The sequence below is a fragment of the Pseudomonas sp. JAI120 genome (assembly GCF_014207255.1).
Lineage (GTDB): Bacteria > Pseudomonadota > Gammaproteobacteria > Pseudomonadales > Pseudomonadaceae > Aquipseudomonas.
This window is the reverse complement of record NZ_JACHCZ010000002.1, coordinates 537294-560727: the sequence shown is the minus strand read 5'-3', so window position 1 is coordinate 560727 and position 23434 is coordinate 537294. Positions and strand designations below refer to the sequence as shown.

At 62.2% G+C, this 23434-nt stretch carries 19 protein-coding genes; 11 read left to right on the top strand and 8 right to left on the bottom strand.

The genetic code is table 11. The features are described 5' to 3' along the window. The first annotated feature begins 29 nt into the window (after positions 1-29). The 3 genes from HDC32_RS14390 to HDC32_RS14380 all read left to right on the top strand — a co-directional run bounded on the left by HDC32_RS14390 (position 30) and on the right by HDC32_RS14380 (position 3715). Positions 30-1931 carry a potassium transporter Kup gene (locus HDC32_RS14390; RefSeq protein WP_027604535.1) on the top strand — a complete coding sequence of 634 codons (1902 nt, stop codon included), beginning with the start codon at positions 30-32 and terminating at the stop codon, positions 1929-1931. A 221-nt stretch (positions 1932-2152) separates the two neighbouring features. Beyond that, positions 2153-3259, top strand: a complete 1107-nt coding sequence (locus HDC32_RS14385) for an NADH:flavin oxidoreductase/NADH oxidase (protein ID WP_131697308.1) — start codon at positions 2153-2155, stop codon at positions 3257-3259. 270 nt (positions 3260-3529) lie between these two features. Continuing rightward, positions 3530-3715: a hypothetical protein gene (locus tag HDC32_RS14380; protein WP_131697307.1), complete on the top strand. Its 186-nt coding sequence runs from the start codon at positions 3530-3532 to the stop codon at positions 3713-3715. Between the two features lie 48 nt (positions 3716-3763). Here the strand turns inward: HDC32_RS14380 and HDC32_RS14375 are convergent, their stop codons facing one another. From HDC32_RS14375 to HDC32_RS14340, 8 genes are all read right to left on the bottom strand, one after another. Further along, the gene (locus HDC32_RS14375; RefSeq protein ID WP_131697306.1) at positions 3764-5389 is read right to left on the bottom strand and encodes a glucan biosynthesis protein D; all 1626 of its coding nucleotides are present in this window, start codon (positions 5387-5389) and stop codon (positions 3764-3766) included. A gap of 350 nt (positions 5390-5739) precedes the next feature. Then, positions 5740-7164: a gamma-aminobutyraldehyde dehydrogenase gene (locus HDC32_RS14370; protein ID WP_184744493.1), complete on the bottom strand. Its 1425-nt coding sequence runs from the start codon at positions 7162-7164 to the stop codon at positions 5740-5742. Between the two features lie 169 nt (positions 7165-7333). Then, positions 7334-8143, bottom strand: coding sequence for an ABC transporter permease (locus HDC32_RS14365; RefSeq protein WP_184744491.1), 810 nt, complete (start codon positions 8141-8143; stop codon positions 7334-7336). Beyond that, complete coding sequence (locus tag HDC32_RS14360; protein ID WP_090408657.1) at positions 8133-9062, bottom strand: ABC transporter permease; 930 nt, start codon at positions 9060-9062, stop codon at positions 8133-8135. Before HDC32_RS14360 ends, HDC32_RS14365 begins: the two co-directional genes overlap by 11 nt. 1 nt (position 9063) lies before the next feature. Beyond that, the gene (locus HDC32_RS14355; RefSeq protein WP_131697302.1) at positions 9064-10098 is read right to left on the bottom strand and encodes an ABC transporter ATP-binding protein; all 1035 of its coding nucleotides are present in this window, start codon (positions 10096-10098) and stop codon (positions 9064-9066) included. A gap of 139 nt (positions 10099-10237) precedes the next feature. Beyond that, the gene (gene ydcS / locus HDC32_RS14350; RefSeq protein ID WP_131697301.1) at positions 10238-11389 is read right to left on the bottom strand and encodes a putative ABC transporter substrate-binding protein YdcS; all 1152 of its coding nucleotides are present in this window, start codon (positions 11387-11389) and stop codon (positions 10238-10240) included. 71 nt (positions 11390-11460) lie between these two features. Then, a complete protein-coding gene (locus tag HDC32_RS14345) occupies positions 11461-12918 on the bottom strand; it encodes a gamma-aminobutyraldehyde dehydrogenase (protein WP_184744932.1) in 1458 nt (485 codons plus the stop codon). 132 nt (positions 12919-13050) lie between these two features. Next, positions 13051-13962 carry a LysR family transcriptional regulator gene (locus HDC32_RS14340; RefSeq protein WP_131697299.1) on the bottom strand — a complete coding sequence of 304 codons (912 nt, stop codon included), beginning with the start codon at positions 13960-13962 and terminating at the stop codon, positions 13051-13053. 191 nt (positions 13963-14153) lie between these two features. On the opposite strand from HDC32_RS14340, the gene HDC32_RS14335 reads away from it, so the two are divergent. The 8 genes from HDC32_RS14335 to HDC32_RS14300 all read left to right on the top strand — a co-directional run bounded on the left by HDC32_RS14335 (position 14154) and on the right by HDC32_RS14300 (position 23433). Further along, on the top strand, positions 14154-14861 hold the full coding sequence (locus tag HDC32_RS14335; RefSeq protein ID WP_131697298.1) for a tellurite resistance TerB family protein: 708 nt from the start codon (positions 14154-14156) through the stop codon (positions 14859-14861). 159 nt (positions 14862-15020) lie between these two features. Beyond that, positions 15021-16643 carry a methyl-accepting chemotaxis protein gene (locus tag HDC32_RS14330; protein ID WP_145335091.1) on the top strand — a complete coding sequence of 541 codons (1623 nt, stop codon included), beginning with the start codon at positions 15021-15023 and terminating at the stop codon, positions 16641-16643. Then, complete coding sequence (locus HDC32_RS14325) at positions 16643-17155, top strand: chemotaxis protein CheW (protein WP_131697296.1); 513 nt, start codon at positions 16643-16645, stop codon at positions 17153-17155. The genes HDC32_RS14330 and HDC32_RS14325 overlap by 1 nt, the downstream gene beginning before the upstream one ends. Further along, on the top strand, positions 17152-18405 hold the full coding sequence (locus HDC32_RS14320; RefSeq protein ID WP_131697295.1) for a protein-glutamate O-methyltransferase CheR: 1254 nt from the start codon (positions 17152-17154) through the stop codon (positions 18403-18405). Before HDC32_RS14325 ends, HDC32_RS14320 begins: the two co-directional genes overlap by 4 nt. Then, positions 18402-19103 (top strand): chemotaxis protein CheW, encoded by a 702-nt coding sequence (locus tag HDC32_RS14315; protein ID WP_145335088.1) that lies wholly within the window; start codon positions 18402-18404, stop codon positions 19101-19103. The genes HDC32_RS14320 and HDC32_RS14315 overlap by 4 nt, the downstream gene beginning before the upstream one ends. Next, entirely contained in the window at positions 19100-21373 is a 2274-nt protein-coding gene (locus tag HDC32_RS14310) for a hybrid sensor histidine kinase/response regulator (protein WP_131697293.1), read from the top strand. Before HDC32_RS14315 ends, HDC32_RS14310 begins: the two co-directional genes overlap by 4 nt. Next, positions 21370-22380: a chemotaxis response regulator protein-glutamate methylesterase gene (locus HDC32_RS14305; RefSeq protein ID WP_184744489.1), complete on the top strand. Its 1011-nt coding sequence runs from the start codon at positions 21370-21372 to the stop codon at positions 22378-22380. The genes HDC32_RS14310 and HDC32_RS14305 overlap by 4 nt, the downstream gene beginning before the upstream one ends. A 51-nt stretch (positions 22381-22431) precedes the next feature. Beyond that, a complete protein-coding gene (locus tag HDC32_RS14300) occupies positions 22432-23433 on the top strand; it encodes a PleD family two-component system response regulator (RefSeq protein ID WP_131697291.1) in 1002 nt (333 codons plus the stop codon). Position 23434 lies beyond the last annotated feature (1 nt).

Below are 23434 nucleotides of genomic sequence, written 5' to 3'. Positions count from 1 at the left end.
GACCTCAGGTCAAAGGGCAGGAGTGGTTGATGGGTCAGGCAAGTAGTCAGGCAGCAGGTGCCGAGCATTCCAACGCAAAGCCGATCGGCATGCTGGTGGCAGCGGTCGGGGTGGTTTACGGCGATATCGGTACCAGCCCGCTCTATACCCTCAAAGAGGTGTTCAACGGTGGTTATGGGGTGCAGGTCAACCATGACGGCGTGCTGGGGATCCTGGCGCTGATCTTCTGGTCGTTGATCTGGGTGGTGTCGATCAAGTACATGCTGTTTGTGCTGCGCGCCGATAACCAGGGCGAAGGCGGCATCATGGCCCTGACCGCGTTGGCGCGAAGGGCGGCAGGGGAGCGCAAGAAGTTGCGCAGTTTCCTCGTGGTGTGCGGCCTGTGCGGTGCGGCGCTGTTCTATGGTGACAGCATGATCACGCCGGCGATTTCCGTGCTGTCGGCCATTGAAGGCCTGGAACTGGCGTTCGACGGCCTGGAAAAATGGGTGGTGCCGATCGCCTTGGTGGTGCTGGTGGCGCTGTTCCTGATCCAGAAGCACGGTACTGACCGCATCGGCAAGCTGTTCGGACCGGTGATGGTGACTTGGTTCCTGGTGCTGGGTGGCCTCGGCGTGTATGGCATTACCCTGCACCCTGAAGTGCTCAATGCCCTGAACCCGATGTGGGGCGTGCGTTTCTTCGAGGCCCACCCTGGCATCGGCGTGGCGATCCTCGGTGCGGTCGTGCTGGCGTTGACCGGTGCCGAAGCGCTGTATGCCGACATGGGCCACTTCGGTCGCAAGCCCATCGCCCGCGCCTGGTTCATCCTGGTGTTGCCGGCGCTGGTGCTCAACTATTTCGGCCAGGGCGCCATGCTGCTGGGCGATCCGGAAGCCGCGCGCAACCCCTTCTACTTGCTGGCGCCGAGTTGGGCGCTGATCCCGCTGGTGGTGTTGTCCACCCTGGCCACGGTGATTGCGTCCCAGGCGGTGATTTCCGGTGCGTTCTCGTTGACGCGCCAGGCGATCCAGCTGGGTTATATCCCGCGCATGCATATCCAGCACACCTCAAGCGCCGAACAGGGCCAGATCTATATCGGTGCGGTGAACTGGTCGTTGATGGTCGGCGTGATCCTGCTGGTGCTGGGTTTCGAGTCCTCCAACGCGCTGGCGTCGGCCTACGGCGTGGCGGTGACGGGGACCATGCTGATGACCACTATCCTGGTGTCGGCAGTCATGCTGTTGCTGTGGAAATGGCCCCCGATTCTGGCCGTGCCGGTCCTGGTCTGCTGCCTGTTGGTGGACGGGCTGTACTTCGCGGCCAACGTGCCGAAGATCATCCAGGGCGGCGCCTTCCCGGTATTGGCGGGGATTGTGCTGTTCGTACTGATGACCACTTGGAAGCGCGGCAAGCAATTGCTGGTGGACCGCCTCGACGAAGGTGGCCTGCCGTTGCCGATCTTCATCAGCAGCATTCGCGTGCAGCCGCCGCATCGCGTGCAGGGCACGGCGGTGTTCCTCACCGCCCGCCCGGACGCCGTGCCCCACGCGCTGTTGCACAACCTGCTGCATAACCAGGTGCTGCATGAACAGGTAGTGTTGCTGACGGTGGTCTACGAAGACATCCCGCGTGTCCCGGCCTCACGGCGCTTCGAGGTGGACTCCTACGGCGAAGGGTTCTTCCGCGTGATCCTGCACTTCGGCTTTACCGATGAGCCGGACGTGCCCGAAGCCTTGAAACTGTGCCATTTGGACGGCCTGGATTTCAGTCCGATGCGCACCACCTACTTCCTCAGCCGTGAAACAGTCATCGCCTCGCGCATCAAGGGTATGGCCCGTTGGCGCGAAGCGTTGTTTGCGTTCATGCTCAAGAACGCCAACGGCAACCTGCGGTTCTTCAAGCTCCCGGTCAACCGGGTGATCGAGCTGGGCACCCAGGTCGAAATGTAAGCGCTGCGGTACGGGAGCCGGCAATCGGCTCCCGCTTTGCTTCTGAACCCTGTGCAATCCACTGTTGTCGACTAGGCTCTAAGCACTGTTGTGTAGGAGCGGGCTTGCCCGCGAAAAACGTTACGGTAACGCGTTAATCCTGGATAAACGCGGCGCCTATGAGACCTTCGCGAGCAAGCTCGCTCCTACAAAAGTGCCCAAAAGCCAATAAGAGGTGCGCCATGAGTCAGCTGCTCGAACCCTATACGCTGCGCCAATTGACCCTGCTCAACCGCATCGCCGTGTCGCCAATGTGTCAGTACTCAAGTGTCGATGGCCTGGCCAACGACTGGCACCTGGTCCACCTCGGCAGCCGCGCGGTTGGCGGCGCCGGGTTGATATTCACCGAGGCCACTGCCGTGACCGCCGATGGCCGTATCACGGCCGAAGACCTGGGCCTGTGGAACGACGAACAGATCGCCCCCCTGCAACGCATCACCCGCTTTATCGCCGCCCAGGGCGCGGTGGCGGGCATCCAGCTGGCCCATGCCGGACGCAAGGCCAGCACCCACCGGCCGTGGATCGGCAAGCACGGCAGCGTCAAGCCGCAGGACGGTGGCTGGGTGCCGGTGGGGCCGTCGCCGATTGCCTTTGACCCGCAGCACACACAACCCAAGCCATTGGATGAGGCGCAGATCCAGCAGGTGATCGCCGACTTTGTCGCCGCCGCCAGGCGCGCCCTGACCGCCGGTTTTGAAGTGGTGGAAATCCACGCTGCTCATGGTTACCTGCTGCATCAATTCCTCTCGCCCATCAGCAACCAGCGTCAGGACCAATACGGCGGCTCCTTTGAGAACCGTATCCGCCTGGTGCTGCAAGTGACCGAAGCCGTGCGCGAAGTCTGGCCCCAGGAGCTGCCGCTGTTCGTGCGGGTGTCGGCCACCGATTGGGTGGAAGATGGCTGGAACCCCGATGAAACCGTGGAACTGGCGCGCCGTCTCAAAGACCTGGGCGTCGACCTGATCGACGTGTCCTCCGGTGGCACTGCCGCCAACGCCGAAATCCCCACCGGCCCTGGCTACCAGACGCGCTTTGCCGAGCGCGTGCGCAAGGAGTCGGGCATCGCCACCGGCACCGTCGGCATGATCACCGAACCGGCCCAGGCAGAGCACATCCTGCGTACCTGCCAGGCCGACATCATCTTCCTGGCCCGTGAACTGCTGCGTGATCCTTACTGGCCGTTGCACGCCGATGATGATCTGGGCGGGCGCAAGGCCATTTGGCCGGCTCAGTACCAACGGGCGACCCATCGGGACCAGCCGATTCATGAGTCTGACTTGAGGGATTGATCCAGCATCGGCTCCATCGAAACCCACCTTGAATCGGTGGGTTTTTTTTGCCTGATGCTGTGGGATGAGGTTGTAGGTATTTGTTACCGAAGTGATTTTTTAAGTGAATACTCTAAAAAAATCCCACACGTGACGAGATTGTTTCTACGCTTAGGTTAGGACTGATTTCTGGCCCAGGGAGTCAGTCTGTTTGTCCACGGGGGCATTGCGCTTCACGGGAAACGGTTTGTGGGCACAGGAGTATTTGATCGATATCAGGAGAAACAGTCCATGGCCAAGTCCTATGGTGTAGCGGGTGTGGTGGCGTCTTTTTTCACCCGCAGGGTGTCCTTGCGTGGCCGCAGGTTAAGTTCGGACGAAGCCGAATTACTGGCGCAGTATCGCGCCCTGACCGAGAGCGATCAGGTGGCGATGCGCTATCTGATTGGGGCGATGAAGAGTGTGTCGCGGTTCTGATGCCGTGCTGAAGGATCGTTCCCACGCAGGGCGTGGGAACGATCTGGATCAGGTGTACTTACGTTGGTCCGGTGCCGGCGGGAAGTACTGATACAACCAGGTTTCACTCAGGGTGCGGTCCTGGGTGCGGATAAACAGACGCAGTTCCACCGGCTCTACGCTGTCGCTGGTAGGGTACCAATCGAACAGAATGCGATAGCCCTTGATGTTGTCGAGCACCAGCACGCTGAAATCCTTCACTTCACCGTGGGAGCAGGTCACCACCGGCTCGATCCCGGTGCCGGCTGGCAGACGGTCCAGGCCGCCACCCTTGAAGTCTACGGCAAAGCGGCGTGCCCACACTTGCGGGTAGTGCTCGCCCGGCGCCCAGCCTTCGGTAAAGCCGCCCATGCCGGAACGGGTCGCGTCGACTTGCGCCAGCGGCGTGCTCACTGGTGGCAATGCGCTCCAGTACAGCTTGTAGCCATAGTTGAGTGAGTCGCCGGCCGCCACGGGTTTTTTCGGGGTCCAGAAGGCCACGATGTTGTCCAGGGTCTCGCCGGTGGTGGGGATTTCCAGCAGGTCGATCGAGCCTTCGCCCCACGCGGTGGTCGGTTCGACCCACAGGCTTGGGCGCTTGCTGTACCAGTCGACGGTGTCCTGATAGCTGGCGAATTCATGATCGGTCTGCACCAGGCCGAAACCTTTCGGGTCGGTGTCGGCGAACGCGTTGAACTGCAACTTGGCCGGGTTGTTCAACGGGCGGCAGATCCACTCGCCGTTGCCACGCCACATCGCCAGGCGGTCCGAATCGTGGATTTGCGGATGGATGGTGTCGCACATGCGCCGCTCATGGGTGCCGCAGCTGAACATGCTGGTCATGGCTGCAATGCCCAGCTGTTCGATGGCGGTGCGGGCATTGATGTTGGCGTCGATGGCCATCACCACCTGGTTGGCCTGGCAGTCGATATCGAAACGATAGGCACCGGTGGCGCTCGGCGAGTCGAGCAGGGCGTAGACCACAAAGCGGGTCGCGTTCTTGTCCGGGGTCTCGAACCAGAACTGCGTGAAGTCGGGGAACTCCTCGCGTTTTTTCGCGTAGGTATCAATCGCCAGGCCACGGGCGGAGAGGCCGTACTGGCCGGTGGAGTCCACCGCGCGGAAGTAGCTGGCGCCGAGAAACGACAGCACGTCATGGCGATCCAGCTCCGGCGCCTTGAACAACTTGAAGCCGGAGAAACCCAGGTCGCCGGTCAGCTGTTTGGTGTCGACAGTGGTTTTTTCATAGTTGAACAGCGAAGGACGGAAATGCACCTCACGGGCTTCACGGGTCTTGGGGTCGACGCTGTGCATGCGCACCGGCGTCTTGAAGCCCATGCCGACGTGGAAGAACTGCACGTCGAGTTGGCCGTTCAATTCCTTCCACAGCGAATGGTTGCCGTCGTAGCCGATGGCATTGAAATTCTGCGGGGTCATGGTCGCCAGTGTGGGCGGCAGCACCTGTTTGGTGTCTTTATACGCGGTGCCGGCGAGCTGCTTGGCTTGGGCCTTGAGCGTTTCAAAATCGAACGCCACGGCCTTGCCATCGGCGGCACGATTACCGGCCCAGGCCTGCGCGGCAAGCAGGCCGCTGGCTGACAAACCGGTGTAGGCCGCAATGGCCATGGAGGCTTTGAGCAAATTCCTGCGGTGCATAGAGACAACCTGTCGTGAGCAAATCCCGCGCCGTTCCTGGCACGTGCTGGATCAGAAATTACGGTTCGGACATGCCTTCGGCCAAACACAACGGACATTAAACAGACGCCGGATAGCTTAAGCGGTTCGATGACGTAGGAAAATTGATTGATGGCTGGGTGATGGCATTGCATGTGAAACAAGACATTTCCAGCGCTGTGAGTGGACACATTACCTGGGAATTATGAAGATCGAAATGTGGGAGGGCGGATGGCGACGCCGTTGAGGAAGTCGCGGCGGGTGATGTCCATGGGGCCTGTAGGAGCGAGCAAGCTCGCTCCTACAATAAAGCGTTACGGCGCTTGGGGGGATCAGTGCTTGAACATCACATGGCGAACCGTGGTGTAGTCCTCCAAGCCGTACATGGACATGTCCTTGCCATACCCCGACAGTTTCTGACCACCGTGAGGCATTTCGCTGACGAGCATGAAATGGGTGTTTACCCAGGTGCAGCCGTATTGCAAGCGCGCGGCCAGGCGATGGGCACGTCCTACGTCGGCGGTCCACACGGACGACGCCAACCCGTAGTCCGAATCATTGGCCCAGCCCAATACCTGCGCCTCATCGGTGAACTTGGTCACCGACACCACCGGCCCGAACACCTCGCGGCGCACGATCTCGTCATCCTGCTGCGCGTCAGCCAGGACGGTCGGCTCAAAGAAGAAGCCATTGCCTTCCACCGCCTTGCCACCGGTGACCAGGCGGATATGCGGTTGTGCTACGGCGCGTTCGACAAACCCGGCGACACGGTCGCGGTGTTGCGCGGTGATCAGCGGGCCCAGCTCCGTCGCTGGGTCATCCTGCACGCCATATTTGATGCTGGCGACCGCCGCGCCGAGCTTTTCGACAAACGCATCGTAGATATCCGCTTGCGCATAAATCCGGCACGCAGCGGTGCAATCCTGGCCGGCGTTGTAGAAGCCGAAAGTGCGAATACCTTCCACGGCGGCATCGATATCCGCGTCGTTGAAGATGATCACGGGGGCCTTGCCGCCCAACTCCATGTGCATGCGCTTCACGCTGTCGGCGGTGCTGGAGATGATATTGGCGCCAGTGGCGATGGAGCCGGTCAATGACACCATGCGCACTTTCGGATGGTTCACCAGCGGACTGCCCACGGTAGGCCCACGGCCGAATACCAGGTTGAGTACACCGGCCGGGAAAATCTCCGACGCCAGTTCGACCATGCGCAGCGCGGTCAGCGGGGTTTGTTCCGATGGCTTGAGCACCACGGTATTACCGGCGGCCAAGGCGGGGGCGATTTTCCAGGCGACCATCATCAGCGGGTAGTTCCATGGCGCGATGGACGCGATCACGCCCACCGGGTCGCGCCGGATCATCGAGGTGTGGCCAGGCAAGTATTCACCCGCCGCCGAACCGCTCATGCAGCGGCTGGCGCCGGCGAAGAAGCGGAACACGTCGGCAATCGCCGGAATCTCATCGTTCAGGGCGGCGCTGTAGGGCTTGCCGCAGTTGTCCGATTCCAGCTTGGCCAGCTCTGCGCCATGGGCTTCGATCACGTCGGCCAGTTTCAGCAGCAACAGCGAGCGATCCTTGGGCGCAGTTTGCGACCAGCCTTCGAAGGCCGCATCGGCGGCGCGCACGGCGGCGTCGACCTGGGCTTCGCTGGCTTCATTGATTTCCACCAGCACACGGCCAAGCGCCGGGTTGAACACCGCTTGCGCCGGGCCTTCGCCTTCGACCAGGTGGCCGTTGATCAAGAGTTTGGTTTGCATGGTTCATTCCTCCAAAAAGCGATCGTTATGTCACTGAATAAACCGGCTCTGAATGTGGGAGGGGGCTTGCTCCCGATGACAGTCTTTCAGTCACATCATCTACAACTGACACACTGCTATCGGGAGCAAGCCCCCTCCCACATTTGAGCTCGGTGTCTTCAACAAAAAATTATTTACCACCACTCCCGGCCACGCTTTCACCGCCGCGGGTCAGGTAATAGGCACCGAGGATCGGGAACATCGTCACCAGCATCACCAGCATCGCGACCACGTTGGTCACCGGCACATCCCGTGGCCGGCTCAACTGGTTGAGCAACCACAGCGGCAACGTACGTTCATGACCGGCGGTAAAGGTGGTGACGATGATTTCGTCGAACGACAGTGCAAACGCCAGCATGCCGCCGGCCAGCAGCGCCGAGCCGAGGTTGGGCATGATGATGTAACGGAAGGTTTGCCAGCCGTCCGCACCCAGGTCCATCGAGGCTTCGATCAGGCTGTGGGACGTGCGGCGCAGACGGGCGATCACGTTGTTGTAGACGATCACCACGCAGAACGTCGCGTGGCCGACGATGATGGTGAACATCCCCGGCTCGATGCCCAGGGTCTTGAAGGTCGCCAGCAACGCAATACCGGTGATGATCCCCGGCAGCGCGATCGGCAGGATCAACATCAACGACACGCCTTGCTTGCCAAAGAACTCGCGGCGATACAGCGCCGCCGAGGCCAGGGTGCCAAGCACCATGGCAATCAGGGTGGCGATGGCGGCGATCTGCAACGACAGCTTGATTGCTTCCAGTACGTCCGGCCGGGCGAAGGCCACGCTGAACCACTTCAGGGTAAAGCCCTGGGGCGGAAAGCTGAACGCGGCTTCTTCGATGTTGAAGGCGTAGAGGAAGATGATCAGGATCGGGAAATGGAGAAACACCAATCCACCCCAAGCAGCGATCTTCAGGCCAATAGACGATTTTTCAGAGTGCATCGAAGGCCCCCAGGCGTTTGACGATGGACAGGTAAACCGCGATCAGCACGATCGGCACCAGGGTGAACGCCGCCGCCATCGGCATATTGCCGATGGCACCTTGCTGGGCGTACACCATGCCGCCGACGAAATAGCCCGGCGGGCCCACCAGTTGCGGCACGATGAAGTCGCCCAGGGTCAGCGAAAACGTGAAGATCGAACCGGCGGCAATCCCCGGCACCGAGAGTGGCAGAATCACCTGCATGAAGGTCTGGCGCGGCTTGGCGCCCAGGTCGGCGGAAGCTTGCAGCAGTGACGGCGGCAAGCGCTCCAGGGACGCCTGGATCGGCAGGATCATGAAGGGCAGCCAGATATAGACGAACACCATGAACCGCCCCAGGTGCGAGGTGCTCAAGGTGCTGCCGCCCACGCCGGGAATGCCCAGCACGAATTGCAACACCGGCTCCAGGCCCAGATGCTGCACGAACCATTGCGCCACGCCGCCCTTGGCCAGCAGCAAGGTCCAGGCATACGCCTTGACGATATAGCTGGCCCACATCGGCATCATCACCGCGATATAGAAGAACGCCTTGGTCTTGCCCGTGGTGTAGCGCGCCATGTAGTAGGCAATCGGGAAGGCGACGATGGCGCTGGCGATCGACACCACGATCGCCATGCTCAAGGTGCGCAGGATGATGTCGAAGTTCGACGGCTGGAACAGCGCGGCGAAGTTGGCCAGGGTCAGGTCCGGCGTGACCGCCATGGTGAAGTCGTCAAAGGTATAGAAGCCCTGCCACAGCAGGGTCAGCAACGAACCCAGGTAGATCGCGCCGAACCAGATCAGCGGCGGTATCAGCAGCATCGCCAGGTATAGGTTGGGCTTGCGGTACAGCAGGTTGGAAAACCTGCGCATCGGCGGTTGGGAAAGGGCCAGGCTCATGTCACACCTCGCCTGCGCGGTCAGTCAGCGGCGTCATGGCTTCCCGTGCCCAACGGGCGGTGATGGACTGGCCGACCTGATGGCCGCTGCTGATGTCCAGCCACTGGCTGTTGGCCTGGCTGATATTCAGCGCCTGACCGTTTTCCAGTTTCAGTTCATAGCGGGTGGCGCTGCCCTGGTACTGGATGTCGTGCAGCAAGCCGCTGATTTCCACTTCGCCAGCACCCAGCGGTCCCTCGGCAAAACGCACGTGTTCCGGGCGAATCGAGAACGGCTGCGCACTGCCGCTGAGGCGCTGGGCCAACTCGCCGCGAATGACGTTGGAGGTGCCGACGAACTCGGCGACGAACGCGGTGGCCGGTTTCATATACAGGTTGCGCGGGGTGTCGACCTGTTCGATCCGGCCTTTGTTGAACACCGCCACACGGTCGGACATCGACAGCGCTTCGGTCTGGTCGTGGGTGACGAAGATAAAGGTAATGCCAAGCTGGCGTTGCAGCTTCTTCAGCTCGCTTTGCATTTGTTCGCGCAGCTTGAGGTCGAGGGCGCCCAACGGCTCGTCCAATAGCAACACACGCGGGCGATTGACCAGCGCGCGGGCCAGGGCCACCCGTTGGCGTTGGCCGCCGGAGAGCTGCACCGGCTTGCGCTCGCCATAGCCACCGAGGGCGACCATCCCTAAGGCTTCTTCGGCGCGGTTGCGGCGTTCGCTCTTGCCCACGCCCTTGACCTTGAGGCCATAGGCGACGTTGTCGCGCACATTCATATGGGGGAACAGCGCGTAGTCCTGGAACACAGTGTTTACATCACGCTGATACGGCGGCAAGCCGGCGGCTTCCTCGCCATGAATCCGGATCGAGCCTGCGCTGGGCTGCTCGAAACCGGCGATCAGGCGCAGACAGGTGGTCTTGCCCGAGCCGGATGGGCCGAGCATGGAAAAGAACTCGCCGTCCTGGATATCGATGGAAACCCGGTCAACGGCTTTCACTTCGCCGAACTGACGGGAGACGTGGGTGAATTGGACTGCAAGCGTCATGGTGCGGTGCTCCAAAAGGGCGCGGGTCGTCGCAGCGGCCCGGCCTGGACTTCTGAAAAGTCAAAACATCTGTGAATGCGGTCAATGTGGGAGGGGGCTTGCCCCCCTCCCACAGGGGATCTATGCCGTCTGCAGGGTTTTACCTGCCGCCCATGATCGCGATGTAATCCTGGGTCCAGCGGCTGTACGGCACGAATTTGCCGCCCTCAGCTTGCGGGGTTTTCCAGAAGGCGATCTTGTCGAACTGGTCGAAGCCGTTGGTCTTGCAACCCTCGGCGCCGAGCAGTTCGCTTTCCTTACAGGCTGCAGGCACCGCCGGCAGCGAGCCGAACCAGGCGGCGACATCGCCCTGGACCTTCGGCTGCAGCGACCAGTCCATCCACTTGTAGGCACAATTGGGGTGTTTGGCCTCGCTGTGCAACATGGTGGTGTCGGCCCAGCCGGTGGCGCCTTCCTTGGGAATGGTCGAGGCAATCGGCTGCTTCTCGTTTTGCAGGCCGTTGACCTGATACGGCCAGGCGCTGGAGGCCACCACGCCTTCGTTTTTGAAGTCACTCATTTGCACGGTGGTGTCATGCCAGTAGCGGTGGATCAACGGTTGCTGCGCGCGCAACAGCTCGAGCACGGCTTTGTACTGGGTCTCGGTCAGCTCGTACGGGCTCTGGATGCCCAGCTCAGGCTTGGTGGACTTGAGGTACAGCGCCGCATCGGCGATGTAGATCGGCCCGTCATAGGCCTGCACGCGTCCTTTGTTCGGCTTGCCGTCCGGCAGGTTTTGCGCATCGAACAGCACGTTCCAACTGGTCGGCGCGGTCTTGAACACGGTGGTGTTGTACATCAGCACGTTCGGGCCCCACTGGTACGGGGTGCCGTAGGTCTGCTGGCCCACCACATACCACGGCGCATCCTTGAGGCGCGGGTCGATGCTCTTCCAGTTGGGGATCAACGCCGTGTTGATCGGTTGCACACGCTTGCCGACGATCAACCGCAGCGACGCATCGCCCGACGCGGTGACCAGGTCATAACCGCCCTTGGCCATCAAACTGACCATTTCGTCAGAGGTGGCGGCGGTTTTCACGTTGACCTTGCAGCCGGTTTCCTTCTCGAAACCTGTGACCCAGTCGTAGGCCTTGTCGCTTTCGCCACGTTCGATATAGCCGGGCCAGGCGACGATATCCAACTGGCCTTCACCGGCGCCCACCGCCTTGAGCGGTTCGGCGGCCTGGATACTGACGCTGGCCAGCAGCGCGGTGGTCAGGGCACTGAGCAGTGCGGTCTTATGCGCAGACATGGGGGTTCCCTCTTCTTTAATTATGGTCGGGGCAGTGTGTGAAGCCGTAACGCATGAGCTTAGTTGTTGTTTTAAAGGTGCTGGCCGTGGCGGGCCATGATGTGGCGCACCACGCTGTAGTCCTGTAGAGAGTCGCTGGACAGATCTTTCCCATACCCCGAGCGCTTCAACCCGCCATGGGGCATTTCGCTGACCAGCATGAAATGGCTGTTGATCCAGGTGCAGCCGTATTGCAGGCGCGCGGCGACCTGCATGGCCTTGTCCAGGTTCTGGGTCCAGACGGAGGAGGCCAGGCCGTATTCGGAATCGTTGGCCCAGTCCACCGCCTGTTCAAGTGCGTCGAAGCGGGTCACGGTGACCACCGGGCCGAACACTTCGCGCTGGACGATTTCATCGTTTTGTTTGCAGCCGGCGAGCAGCGTCGGCTGGTAATAGAAGCCGGCCCCCGAATGCACGGCCGCACCGGTGACCCGTTCGATATGCGGTTGGCCGAGGGCGCGTTCGACAAAGCTGGCCACGCGGTCGCGCTGGCGTGTGCTGATCAGCGGGCCGAGTTCGTTATCGGCATCGCGCTTGCCGGCAAAGCGCAGGCTGCTGACCGCCGCGCCCAGTTCGGCGACCAATTTGTCGTGGATGCCCGCCTGAGCGTAGATGCGGCACGCCGCGGTGCAGTCCTGGCCGGCGTTGTAGTAGCCATAGGCGCGCACGCCTTCGACCACGGCTTGCAGGTCGGCGTCGTTGCACACGATCACCGGTGCCTTGCCGCCCAATTCCAGATGTGTGCGTTTGAGTGTCTTGGAGGCGGCTTGCAGGATTTTCTGGCCGGTGACGATATCGCCGGTCAGCGACACCATGCGCACCTTCGGGTGGCTGACCAAATGGCTGCCGACGCCTTCACCGCCGCCACACAGAATGTTGACGACCCCATGTGGTAACAAGTCCTTCAGGACCGGGGCCAATGCGAGGATCGACAGCGGCGTATGTTCCGACGGCTTGAACACCAGGGTATTACCGGCCGCCAGCGCCGGGGCGATCTTCCATGCGGCCATCATCAAGGGGTAGTTCCACGGCGCAATCGAGGCCACCACGCCAATTGGATCGCGGCGCACCATGCTGGTGTAGCCCGGCAGGTACTCGCCGCTGAGCTGGCCGGTCTGGCAGCGCACGGCGCCGGCGAAGAAGCGGAACACATCGACGGTGGCGCTCAAGTCATCCTGGCGCGCCAGGTGCAATGGCTTGCCGCAGTTCAGCGATTCCAGACGGGCCAGGTAGTCGGCTTGTTTCTCGATGGCGTCGGCGATGCCCAGGAGGATGTTCGAGCGTTGCTGCGGCGTGGTCCGCGACCAACCGGCAAAGGCGCGGTGGGCGGCGAGGATGGCGCTTTCGACCTGCTCGGTGCTGGCTTCGGCGATCCGGGTGAGCACTTCGCCGGTGGCCGGGTTGAGGATCGGCTCGGCAACGCCCTGGCCCTGGACCAGTTCGCCGTCGATCAACAACGCAGTGAGCAGCGGGGTGGGCGCGCCGGACATTTTTCGCGATCTCTTTTCTTGTGTGGTCATGGGCGTTCTCCTACGAGGCGCCTCACCTTCTCTTATGGATAGAGAGAGACTAGAGGTCAGGCGCGAGGTCAACAAATACTAAATACTGAACGCAGCATTCGATTAAATAGATGGCTTGCGTGGGTGTGGCTGTTCCCGCGCTACGGTGAGGAACGGATCCACCAATGCCGGGCGTGCAGTGCCCCGGCGCCAAGCCAGGCCGACGTCCAGGGTCTGGCTGAGGTCGGCAATCGGTCGCGCTTCAATAATGTCGCCCTCCAGGGACCAGGGGCGGTAGGTCATGTCCGGTTGGATGGACACGCCCAGGCCTGCCGCCACCAGGCTGCGCACGGCCTCGGTGGAGGCGGTGCGCAGGGTCACGCGCGGTTGCAGGCCGGCACCGGTCCACATGCGCTGGGCGTTATGCCCCATTTCGTCGACGTTCAGCTGAATCAGCGGCTCGCTTGCCACGTCGGCGAGGTTGATGCTGTCGTGCTCCAGCAGCGGGTGTTGCGCCGGCAGCCACAGGCGGTGGGGCGAGTGGGTGAGGACCTCGGTCTGCAGGGCGTGGCGATCTTCCAGGTTGGAGAGGATCAGCACGCCCACGTCGATTTCACCGCTGACCAGCAAATGCTCGATATACGGGCGCTCGTCTTCCATCACGCGGATCTCCACGTTGGGATAGGCACGCTGGAAGCGGGTGAGCAAATCTGCCAGGTAATAGCCAGCGACCAGGCTGGTCACGCCGACGATCAACTGCCCGGCTACCTGATCGGTGCTCTGTTGCAGGCTGCGCTTGGCATTGTCGACGGTGGCGAGGATCAGGTGCGCCTGGCGCAAAAACTGATGGCCCTGATGCGTGAGGGTCATGCCCTTGGCATGGCGGTTGAACAGGTTGATGCCGATTTCCTGCTCCAGTTGCTGGATCGCCAGGGTCAGCGTGGACTGGGAAATGAACGCGGTCTGCGCGGCTGCGGAGATCGAGCCGGTCTCGGCCACGGCGATAAAATGCCGGATTTGACGCAAGGTCATCATGCTGGAATTACCGGTGGGGTGTTTTTATAGATTTGTCCGAGTGTATATCGGTTTTAGCGAACGGCAGCGACAAGCTACAAGCGGCCAGCGCGGCGTTACATCTGGAAGCACTCTAGATCGCGGCTTTTTGGCACTTAGTTTTACGCTGAGGGCCTATTGGTCCTATGAACCCTAGTGTCTGGAGGCTACGAATGAATACCCGTGGATTGCTCGATCAGTTGCTCAAGTCCGGCCAGGACATGTTGCAGAACAAAACCGGCGGCCAGCGCAAGCAGGACGATAAAGGCGCCCTCGGTGGGCTGCTCGGCGGCGGCGGTCTGGGTAGCTTGCTCGGCGGTGCGGGCGGCGGCGCCCTGGCGGCGGGTGCCATGGGCCTGTTGCTGGGCAACAAGAAGGCGCGCAAGTTTGGCGGCAAGGCCCTGACCTACGGCGGGCTGGCCGCGTTGGGCGTGATTGCCTACAAAGCCTATGGCAACTGGCAGGCCAAGCAGGCCAACGTGCCTCAGGGCGAGCCGCAAACCATCGACCGCCTGCCACCGGCCCAGGTCGAGCAGCACAGCCAGGGGATCCTCAAGGCCCTGGTCGCTGCAGCCAAGGCCGACGGGCATGTGGACGAGCGTGAACGCGCACTGATCGAAGGTGAATTCACCAAGCTGGACGACGACCGCGAACTGCAAAGCTGGCTGCACGCCGAGTTGAACAAACCGCTGGACCCGACCGACGTCGCCCGCGCCGCCAGTACCCCGGAAATGGCCGCCGAGATGTACATCGCCAGCGTGATGCTGGTGGACGAGGAGAACTTTATGGAAAAGGCCTATCTGGACGAATTGGCCCGCCAACTGAAACTCGAGCCCGGCTTGAAGCTGGAGCTGGAAAAGCAGGTACGGCTTAGTCAATAACCACCGGGTGTACGCAAAACCATAGATGTGGGAGGTGGCTTGCCCCCTCCCACAGGTGTTTTTGCATTTATGTCGGCACAACACCAAAACCCATTGATAAATGAGGGCTTCTGCTCAGCTATACTCCCCTCCATTTGAATGGCCCTTCGAGGAAGTACTGTGAAGAATTGGACCTTGCGCCAGCGGATTTTGGCGAGCTTTGCGGTCATTATCGCGATCATGCTGCTGATGGTTGTGGTGTCCTACTCACGGTTGATGAAGATCGAAGCCAGTCAGGAAGCGGTGCGTGACGATGCGGTGCCGGGGGTTTATCTCAGTTCGATGATTCGCAGCGCGTGGGTCGACAGCTATTTGCAGACCATCGATATTATTGGCCTGCGCGAGGATAAAACCCTCACCAGTAGCGATAAGTCGGACTACAGGGCCTTCGAATCGCGTATCGAGCAGCAGATGGCCAACTACGAAACAACGGTCCATAGCCAGGCCGATCGCATGGAGTTCGATAACTTCAAGGCCGCTCACATCAACTACAACAAGGTGTTGGGCCAGGTGCTTGAGCGCGTCGAAGCTAATGACATGCCGGCCGCACGCGAGTTGTTGGAAGAGCAATTGACGCCGATCTGGACCGAAGGGCGCATGAAGCTCAACGACATCATCACCGAAAACAAGGCAGTGTCGGATAAAGCAACGGCGGCTATTGACGACGCGGTTGCCTCGGCCAAGGTCAGCATGTTCATGTCGCTGGCCGTGGCGATTCTTGCCGCTGGTCTGTGCGGCCTGCTGCTGATGCGCGCGATCATGGCGCCGATGCAGCGCATCGTCGACATCCTCGGCACCATGCGTGACGGTGACCTGAGCAAACGCCTGAACCTGGCGCGCAAGGACGAATTCAACGCGGTGGAAACCGGCTTCAACGACATGATGACCGAGCTTACGGCCCTGGTGTCCCAGGCCCAGCGTTCTTCAGTACAGGTCACCACCTCGGTCACCGAGATTGCCGCCACCTCCAAGCAGCAACAGGCCACTGCCACTGAAACTGCTGCGACTACCACCGAGATCGGTGCCACTTCGCGGGAGATCGCTGCCACTTCCAAGGATCTGGTCCGTACCATGACCGAAGTGTCCACCGCCGCCGACCAGGCCTCGGTGGCCGCCGGTTCCGGCCAACAAGGCCTGGCGCGGATGGAAGAAACCATGCATTCGGTGATGGGCGCCGCCGATCTGGTCAACGCCAAGCTGGCAATCCTCAATGAGAAGGCCGGCAACATCAACCAGGTAGTGGTGACCATCGTCAAGGTCGCCGACCAGACCAACCTGCTGTCCTTGAATGCCGCCATCGAAGCCGAAAAGGCCGGTGAATACGGGCGCGGTTTTGCCGTGGTGGCCACCGAAGTGCGCCGCCTGGCCGACCAGACTGCCGTGGCGACCTACGACATCGAGCAGATGGTGCGTGAGATTCAGTCGGCGGTTTCCGCTGGTGTCATGGGCATGGACAAGTTCTCCGAAGAAGTGCGCCGAGGCATGTTCGAAGTGCAGCAAGTGGGCGAGCAGCTGTCGCAGATCATTCATCAGGTACAGGCGCTGGCGCCGCGGGTGTTGATGGTCAACGAAGGCATGCAGGCCCAGGCCACGGGCGCCGAGCAGATCAACCACGCCCTGGTGCAACTGGGTGATGCCAGCAGCCAGACGGTGGAGTCCCTGCGCCAGGCCAGCTTTGCCATCGATGAACTGAGCCAGGTTGCGGTGGGTCTGCGCAGCGGCGTGTCGCGTTTCAAAGTCTGATGAGCGACCTCGCGGCTAAACGCGGCGCCGTCCCGGCAGCGAAAAAAGCGTTGTTCCTGGTGTTCCACGTCGGCCAGGAGCGCTTTGCCCTCAAGGCTACGGAAGTGGCCGAGGTGCTGCCGCGCCTGCCCCTCAAGCCCATCGCCCATGCGCCGCAGTGGGTGGCGGGGATCTTCGCCCATCGTGGCCTGCTGGTGCCGGTCATCGACCTCAGCGCCCTGACCTTCGGCAAACCTGCCCAGGCCCGCACCAGCACGCGGCTGGTGCTGGTCAACTATCAACCCGAACCCTGGGTAGAAGCGCGCTGGCTGGGGCTGATCCTGGAGCAGGCCACCGACACCCTGCGTTGCGCGATTGAGGAATTCAAACCTTATGGCCTGGACAACCGTGAAGCCCCGTACCTGGGGCTGGTCCGTGAAGATGCGCTGGGCCTGATGCAGTGGATCGGCGTCGATGAATTGCTCACTGAGCCAGTGCGCACTCTGCTGTTCAGCGCCGAGCAGAGCCTATGAGCAGCGACCCGCGCTTCTTTGCCTTCCTGAAGGAACGCATCGGCCTGGATGTCGCCTCGGTCGGCGAGGCCATCATCGAGCGTGCCGTACGCCAGCGGTGCCAAGCCATTCAGGCCGGCACCACGAATGACTACTGGCACCATCTGCAGCGTTCCCACGATGAGCAGCAAGCGCTGATCGAAGCGGTGATCGTCCCCGAAACTTGGTTTTTCCGTTACCCCGAATCTTTCGCGACCCTGGCCCGCCTGGCCAAGGCGCGCCTGCTCGAGATCAACCAGATGCGTGCGCTGCGTATCCTCAGCCTGCCCTGTTCCACCGGCGAAGAGCCTTATTCGATCGCAATGGCGCTGCTGGATGCCGGCCTCGCGCCGCACCAGTTCAAAGTGCAGGGCATCGACGTCAGCCCTCTGTCGGTGGAGCGTGCCCGGCGCGGGGTGTACGGCAAGAACTCGTTTCGCGGCGGTGACATCGCCTTTCGTGATCGCCACTTCGTCGAATATGGCGACGGCTTCCACATCGCCGAGCGGGTGCGCGAACAGGTGCGCCTGCAGGTGGGCAACCTGCTCGACCCCGCATTGCTGGCCAACGAGGCGAGCTACGATTTTGTGTTTTGCCGCAACCTGCTGATCTACTTCGACCAGCCGACCCAGAAGCACGTCTTCGATGTGCTCAAAGGCCTGACCCACGTGGACGGCGTGCTGTTTATCGGCCCGGCCGAGGGCAGCCTGCTGGGCCGGCATGGCATGCGTTCGATCGGTGTGCCGCAGTCCTTTGCGTTCAGCCGACATGCCGAGCCGGTCAAGCCCGAGCCGGTTTTCATGCCGATGCCCATACCCCAGCGCAGCGCCGCACCGATTCCTGTCAAGCCGCGACCGTTCAGCACAGTCAGCGCCCAAGTGGTGCCGATCAAGGCGCCGGCGTCCGATGCGAGCGCCTTGCTCAGCCGGATCGCTACATTGGCCAATGAAGGCAAAAGCGTTGATGCCCGCGCCGCGTGCGAACAATATCTGAACAACCACCCGCCGGCCGCCCAGGTGTTCTACTGGCTGGGACTGCTCAGCGATGTGGCCGGCAGCGCCCTGGAAGCCCAGGGCTATTATCGAAAAGCCTTGTACCTGGAGCCCCAGCATTCGCAGGCTTTGATGCACCTGGCCGCCTTGCTCGAGTCCCAGGGAGACAGTGCGGGGGCGCGCCGGTTGCAGGCGCGGGCCGCGCGTAGCGAGCGAGCCGACAGTGAGCAAAAACCATGAGTAGCCCAGACGTGCTCGACACTACCGGCCTGGACTTGACCCTGGCCGACACGCAAGCCATCGACGACTGCTGGAACCGCATCGGTATTCATGGTGACAAATCCTGCCCGTTGCTGGCGGACCATATTCACTGCCGCAATTGCTCAGTGTATTCGGCGGCAGCCACGCGCCTGTTGGACCGCTATGCCCTGCAACAGGACGATCATCGCCCGCAGGCCGGCGTTGCGCGTGGCGAGGAGGTGGCCACCCGTTCATTGCTGATATTCCGCCTCGGCGAAGAATGGCTGGGTATCGCCACCCGTTGCCTGGTAGAGGTGGCAACCCTGCAACCGATCCACTCCTTGCCGCACCAGCGTTCGCGTGCCTTGCTCGGCGTGGCCAATGTACGCGGCGCGCTGGTGGCATGCCTGTCGCTGGTGGAGCTGCTGGGCCTGGACACCACCGGCCATGGCGCCAGCGGTGGGCGGATCATGCCGCGGATGTTGATTATTGCCGCCCAGGACGGCCCGGTGGTGGTGCCGGTGGACGAAGTCGACGGTATCCATGCCATCGATGAGCGCACCTTGAAGGCGGCGTCGGCATCCGGTACCCAGGCCAGCGGCCGCTTTACCCAGGGCGTATTGCAGTGGAAGGGCCGCAGTCTGCGTTGGCTGGACGAGGCGCAATTGTTGTCCGCCGTGACCCGGAGCCTCACATGACCCCCGACCAGATGCGTGATGCTTCGCTGCTGGAACTGTTCAGCCTGGAAGCCGATGCGCAGACTCAGGTATTGAGCGCGGGCCTGCTGGCCCTGGAACGCAACCCGACCCAGGCCGACCAGTTGGAAGCCTGCATGCGCGCCGCGCACTCGCTCAAGGGCGCGGCGCGAATCGTTGGGCTGGACGCCGGCGTCAGCGTGGCGCATGTCATGGAGGATTGCCTGGTCAGCGCCCAGGAAGGCCGCCTGTACCTGCAACCCGAACATATCGACGCGCTGCTGCAGGGCACCGACCTGCTGATGCGCATCGCCACCCCCGGCAACGACGTGGGGCCGGCGGACATCGAAGCCTACGTGGCGCTGATGGAGCGCCTGCTCGACCCGTCCCAGCCCGCTGCCAGGCTCGCGCCGCCACCCGAGCCGGCGCCTGCGCCTATCGTCGAAGAGCTGCCCGCAGAACCCGAGCCCGCGCCACCGGTCACCAGCGAGCCTGTGCGCCAGAACAAGCGCATGACCGAAGGCGGCGAACGCGTGCTGCGGGTGACCGCGGAGCGCCTGAACAGCCTGCTGGACTTATCCAGTAAATCCCTGGTGGAGACCCAGCGCCTCAAGCCCTACCTCGCCAGCATGCAACGCCTCAAGCGGATCCAGAGCAACAGCGTGCGTGCCCTGGACAACCTGGACGGCCAGCTCAAGATCCTGAACTTGAATCTCGAAGCCCAGGAAGCGCTGGCCGATGCCCGACGCCTGCTGAGCGAAGCCCAGGCGTTGCTGGCGGAAAAGACCGCCGAGCTGGATGAATTCGGCTGGCAGGCCGGGCAACGCGCCCAGGTGCTCTACGACACCGCGCTGGCGTGTCGCATGCGCCCGTTTGCCGATGTGCTGGCCGGGCAGGTGCGCATGGTGCGCGACCTCGGCCGCAGCTTGGGCAAGCAAGTACGCCTGGAGATCGAGGGCGAAAAGACCCAGGTCGACCGCGACGTGCTGGAAAAGCTCGAAGCGCCACTCACCCATTTATTACGCAATGCCGTCGACCACGGCATCGAAATGCCCGACCAACGCCTGTTGGCAGGCAAACCGGCCGAAGGCTTGATCCGCCTGCGTGCGTCCCATCAGGCCGGTTTGCTGGTGCTGGAACTGAGTGACGACGGCAACGGCGTCGACCTGGAGCGCCTGCGCGGCACCATCGTCGACCGGCACCTGTCACCGCTGGAGACCGCCCTGCGCCTGAGCGAAGAGGAACTGCTGACGTTCCTGTTTCTGCCTGGCTTCAGCCTGCGCGACAAGGTTACCGAAGTGTCCGGGCGTGGTGTCGGCCTGGATGCGGTGCAACATATGGTCCGTCAACTGCGTGGCGCGGTGGTGCTGGAGCAGACGGCGGGGCAGGGCAGCCGCTTCCATCTGGAGGTGCCGCTGACCCTGTCGGTGGTCCGCAGCCTGGTGGTGGAGGTCGGCGAAGAAGCCTATGCGTTCCCGTTGGCCCATATCGAGCGTATGTGCGACCTGGCGCCTGACGATATCGTGCAGTTGGAAGGCCGCCAGCATTTCTGGCACGAGGGTCGGCATGTGGGCCTGGTCGCCGCCAGCCAGTTATTGCAGCGCCCGCCAGGGCAGAACAATGATGAAACCTTGAAGGTGGTGGTGATCCGCGAGCGCGATGCGGTTTACGGCATCGCCGTGGAGCGCTTTATCGGCGAGCGCACGCTGGTGGTGCTGCCGCTGGATGATCGCCTGGGCAAGGTCCAGGATATCTCCGCCGGCGCCTTGCTGGACGACGGCTCGGTGGTATTGATCGTCGATGTGGAAGACATGTTGCGCTCGGTGGACAAGCTGCTCAACACCGGGCGCCTGGAACGCATCGCCCGGCGCAGCCAGCAGGCCAACGAAGCACCGCGCAAGCGAGTATTGGTGGTGGACGACTCGCTCACCGTGCGGGAGTTGCAACGCAAATTGCTGCTTAATCGTGGGTACGAAGTGGCCGTCGCGGTCGACGGCATGGACGGCTGGAACGCCTTGCGCTCCGAAGACTTCGACCTGCTTATCACTGACATCGATATGCCTCGTATGGACGGTATTGAATTGGTCACACTCTTGCGCCGTGACAGTCGCCTGCAATCGTTGCCGGTGATGGTGGTGTCGTACAAAGACCGTGAAGAAGACCGCCGTCGCGGGCTGGACGCTGGCGCCGATTATTATCTGGCCAAAGCCAGCTTCCACGATGACGCGCTGCTGGATGCCGTGGTGGAACTGATTGGAGGCGCGCGGTCATGAGGATTGCGATCGTCAATGACATGGCCCTGGCCGTGGAGGCCCTGCGCCGGGCCTTGAGCTTCGAACCCGCGCACCAGGTGGTGTGGGTGGCCGGCAATGGACTGGAGGCGGTGCAGCGCTGCGCTGAATTGACCCCGGACCTGATCCTGATGGACTTGATCATGCCGGTGATGGACGGCGTGGAGGCCACTCGGCAGATCATGGCCGAGACCCCGTGCGCGATCCTGCTGGTGACCGTCGACCGCCAGGCCAATATGAGTCGGGTGTTCGAAGCCATGGGTCACGGCGCCCTGGATGTGGTGGATACGCCGGCGCTCGGCGTGGGCAACCCCAAGGATGCGGCGGCGCCGTTGCTGCGCAAGATCCTCAACATCGGCTGGCTGATCGGCCAGCGCGGCAGCCGTGTGCGCGCCGAAACCACGCCGGAGCGCAGCACCGGCAAACGCCAGAGCCTGGTGGCGATCGGTTCTTCGGCGGGTGGCCCGGCTGCCCTGGAAATCCTGCTCAGGGGTTTGCCCCGGGACTTTGCCGCGGCCATTGTGCTGGTGCAGCATGTGGACCAGGTATTCGCCGCCGGCATGGCCGAGTGGCTGAGCAGTGCCTCCGGCCTGCCGGTACGCCTGGCCCGGGAAGGCGAACCGCCGCAAAGCGGGGTGGTGCTGCTGGCCGGCACTAATCATCACATTCGTTTATTGAAGAATGGCACGCTAGCCTATACCGCAGAGCCGGTGAATGAGATTTACCGGCCTTCGATCGACGTGTTCTTCGAAAGCGTGGCCAGCCACTGGAATGGCGATGCCGTCGGCGTACTGCTCACCGGTATGGGCCGTGACGGGGCCCAGGGGCTCAAGTTAATGCGTGAACAAGGTTATTTGACCATCGCCCAGGATCAGCAAAGCTCGGCGGTGTATGGCATGCCCAAAGCGGCGGCGGCGATTGATGCTGCTGTTGAAATTCGCCCACTGGATAGAATTGCGCCCCGACTGCTGGAGGTCTTTGCAAAATGATCATGACCTTCCACGGTGCAGGCTTGCAGGCAGTAATTCAGGTGACTGCACATGAATGATTTACAGATCGACGGCATCAAGACCGACGAAAATGCCGCCATGGTGTTGCTGGTCGACGACCAGGCCATGATCGGCGAAGCCGTCCGGCGCGGCCTGGCCCACGAAGAAAACATCGACTTCCACTTCTGCGCCGACCCGCACCAGGCGATTGCCCAGGCCATCCGTATCAAGCCCACGGTGATCCTGCAGGATCTGGTGATGCCCGGCCTCGACGGCCTGACCCTGGTGCGCGAATACCGCAACCACCCGGCCACGCAGAACATCCCGATCATCGTGCTTTCCACCAAGGAAGACCCGCTTATCAAGAGCGCGGCGTTCTCGGCGGGGGCCAACGATTACCTGGTCAAGCTGCCGGACAACATCGAGTTGGTGGCGCGCATCCGCTATCACTCACGCTCCTACATGACCCTGTTGCAGCGCGATGCCGCCTACCGTGCGCTGCGGGTCAGCCAGCAACAGCTGCTGGACACCAACCTGGTGCTGCAACGGCTGATGAACTCCGATGGCCTGACCGGGCTGTCCAACCGCCGCCACTTCGACGAATACCTGGAGCTGGAATGGCGACGCGCCATGCGTGACCAGACCCAGCTGTCGTTGCTGATGATCGATGTGGACTTCTTCAAGACCTACAACGACAGCTTCGGCCACGTCGAGGGCGACGAAGCCCTGCGTAAAGTCGCCAACACCATCCGTGAAGCCAGCAGCCGTCCCTCGGACCTGCCGGCGCGCTACGGCGGCGAAGAGTTCGCGCTGGTGCTGCCGAACACCTCGCCGGGTGGCGCACGTCTGGTGGCGGAAAAGCTGCGCATGGCCGTTGCCGCGCTGAAAATCCCGCATATTGCCCCGGCTGAAGGCTCAAGCCTGACCATCAGCATCGGCCTGTCGACCATGACGCCGGTGCAGGGTACGGATTGCCGCCAGTTGATCATGGCGGCGGACAAGGGCTTGTATACGGCCAAGCACAACGGGCGCAATCTGGTCGGCATCGAGTGAG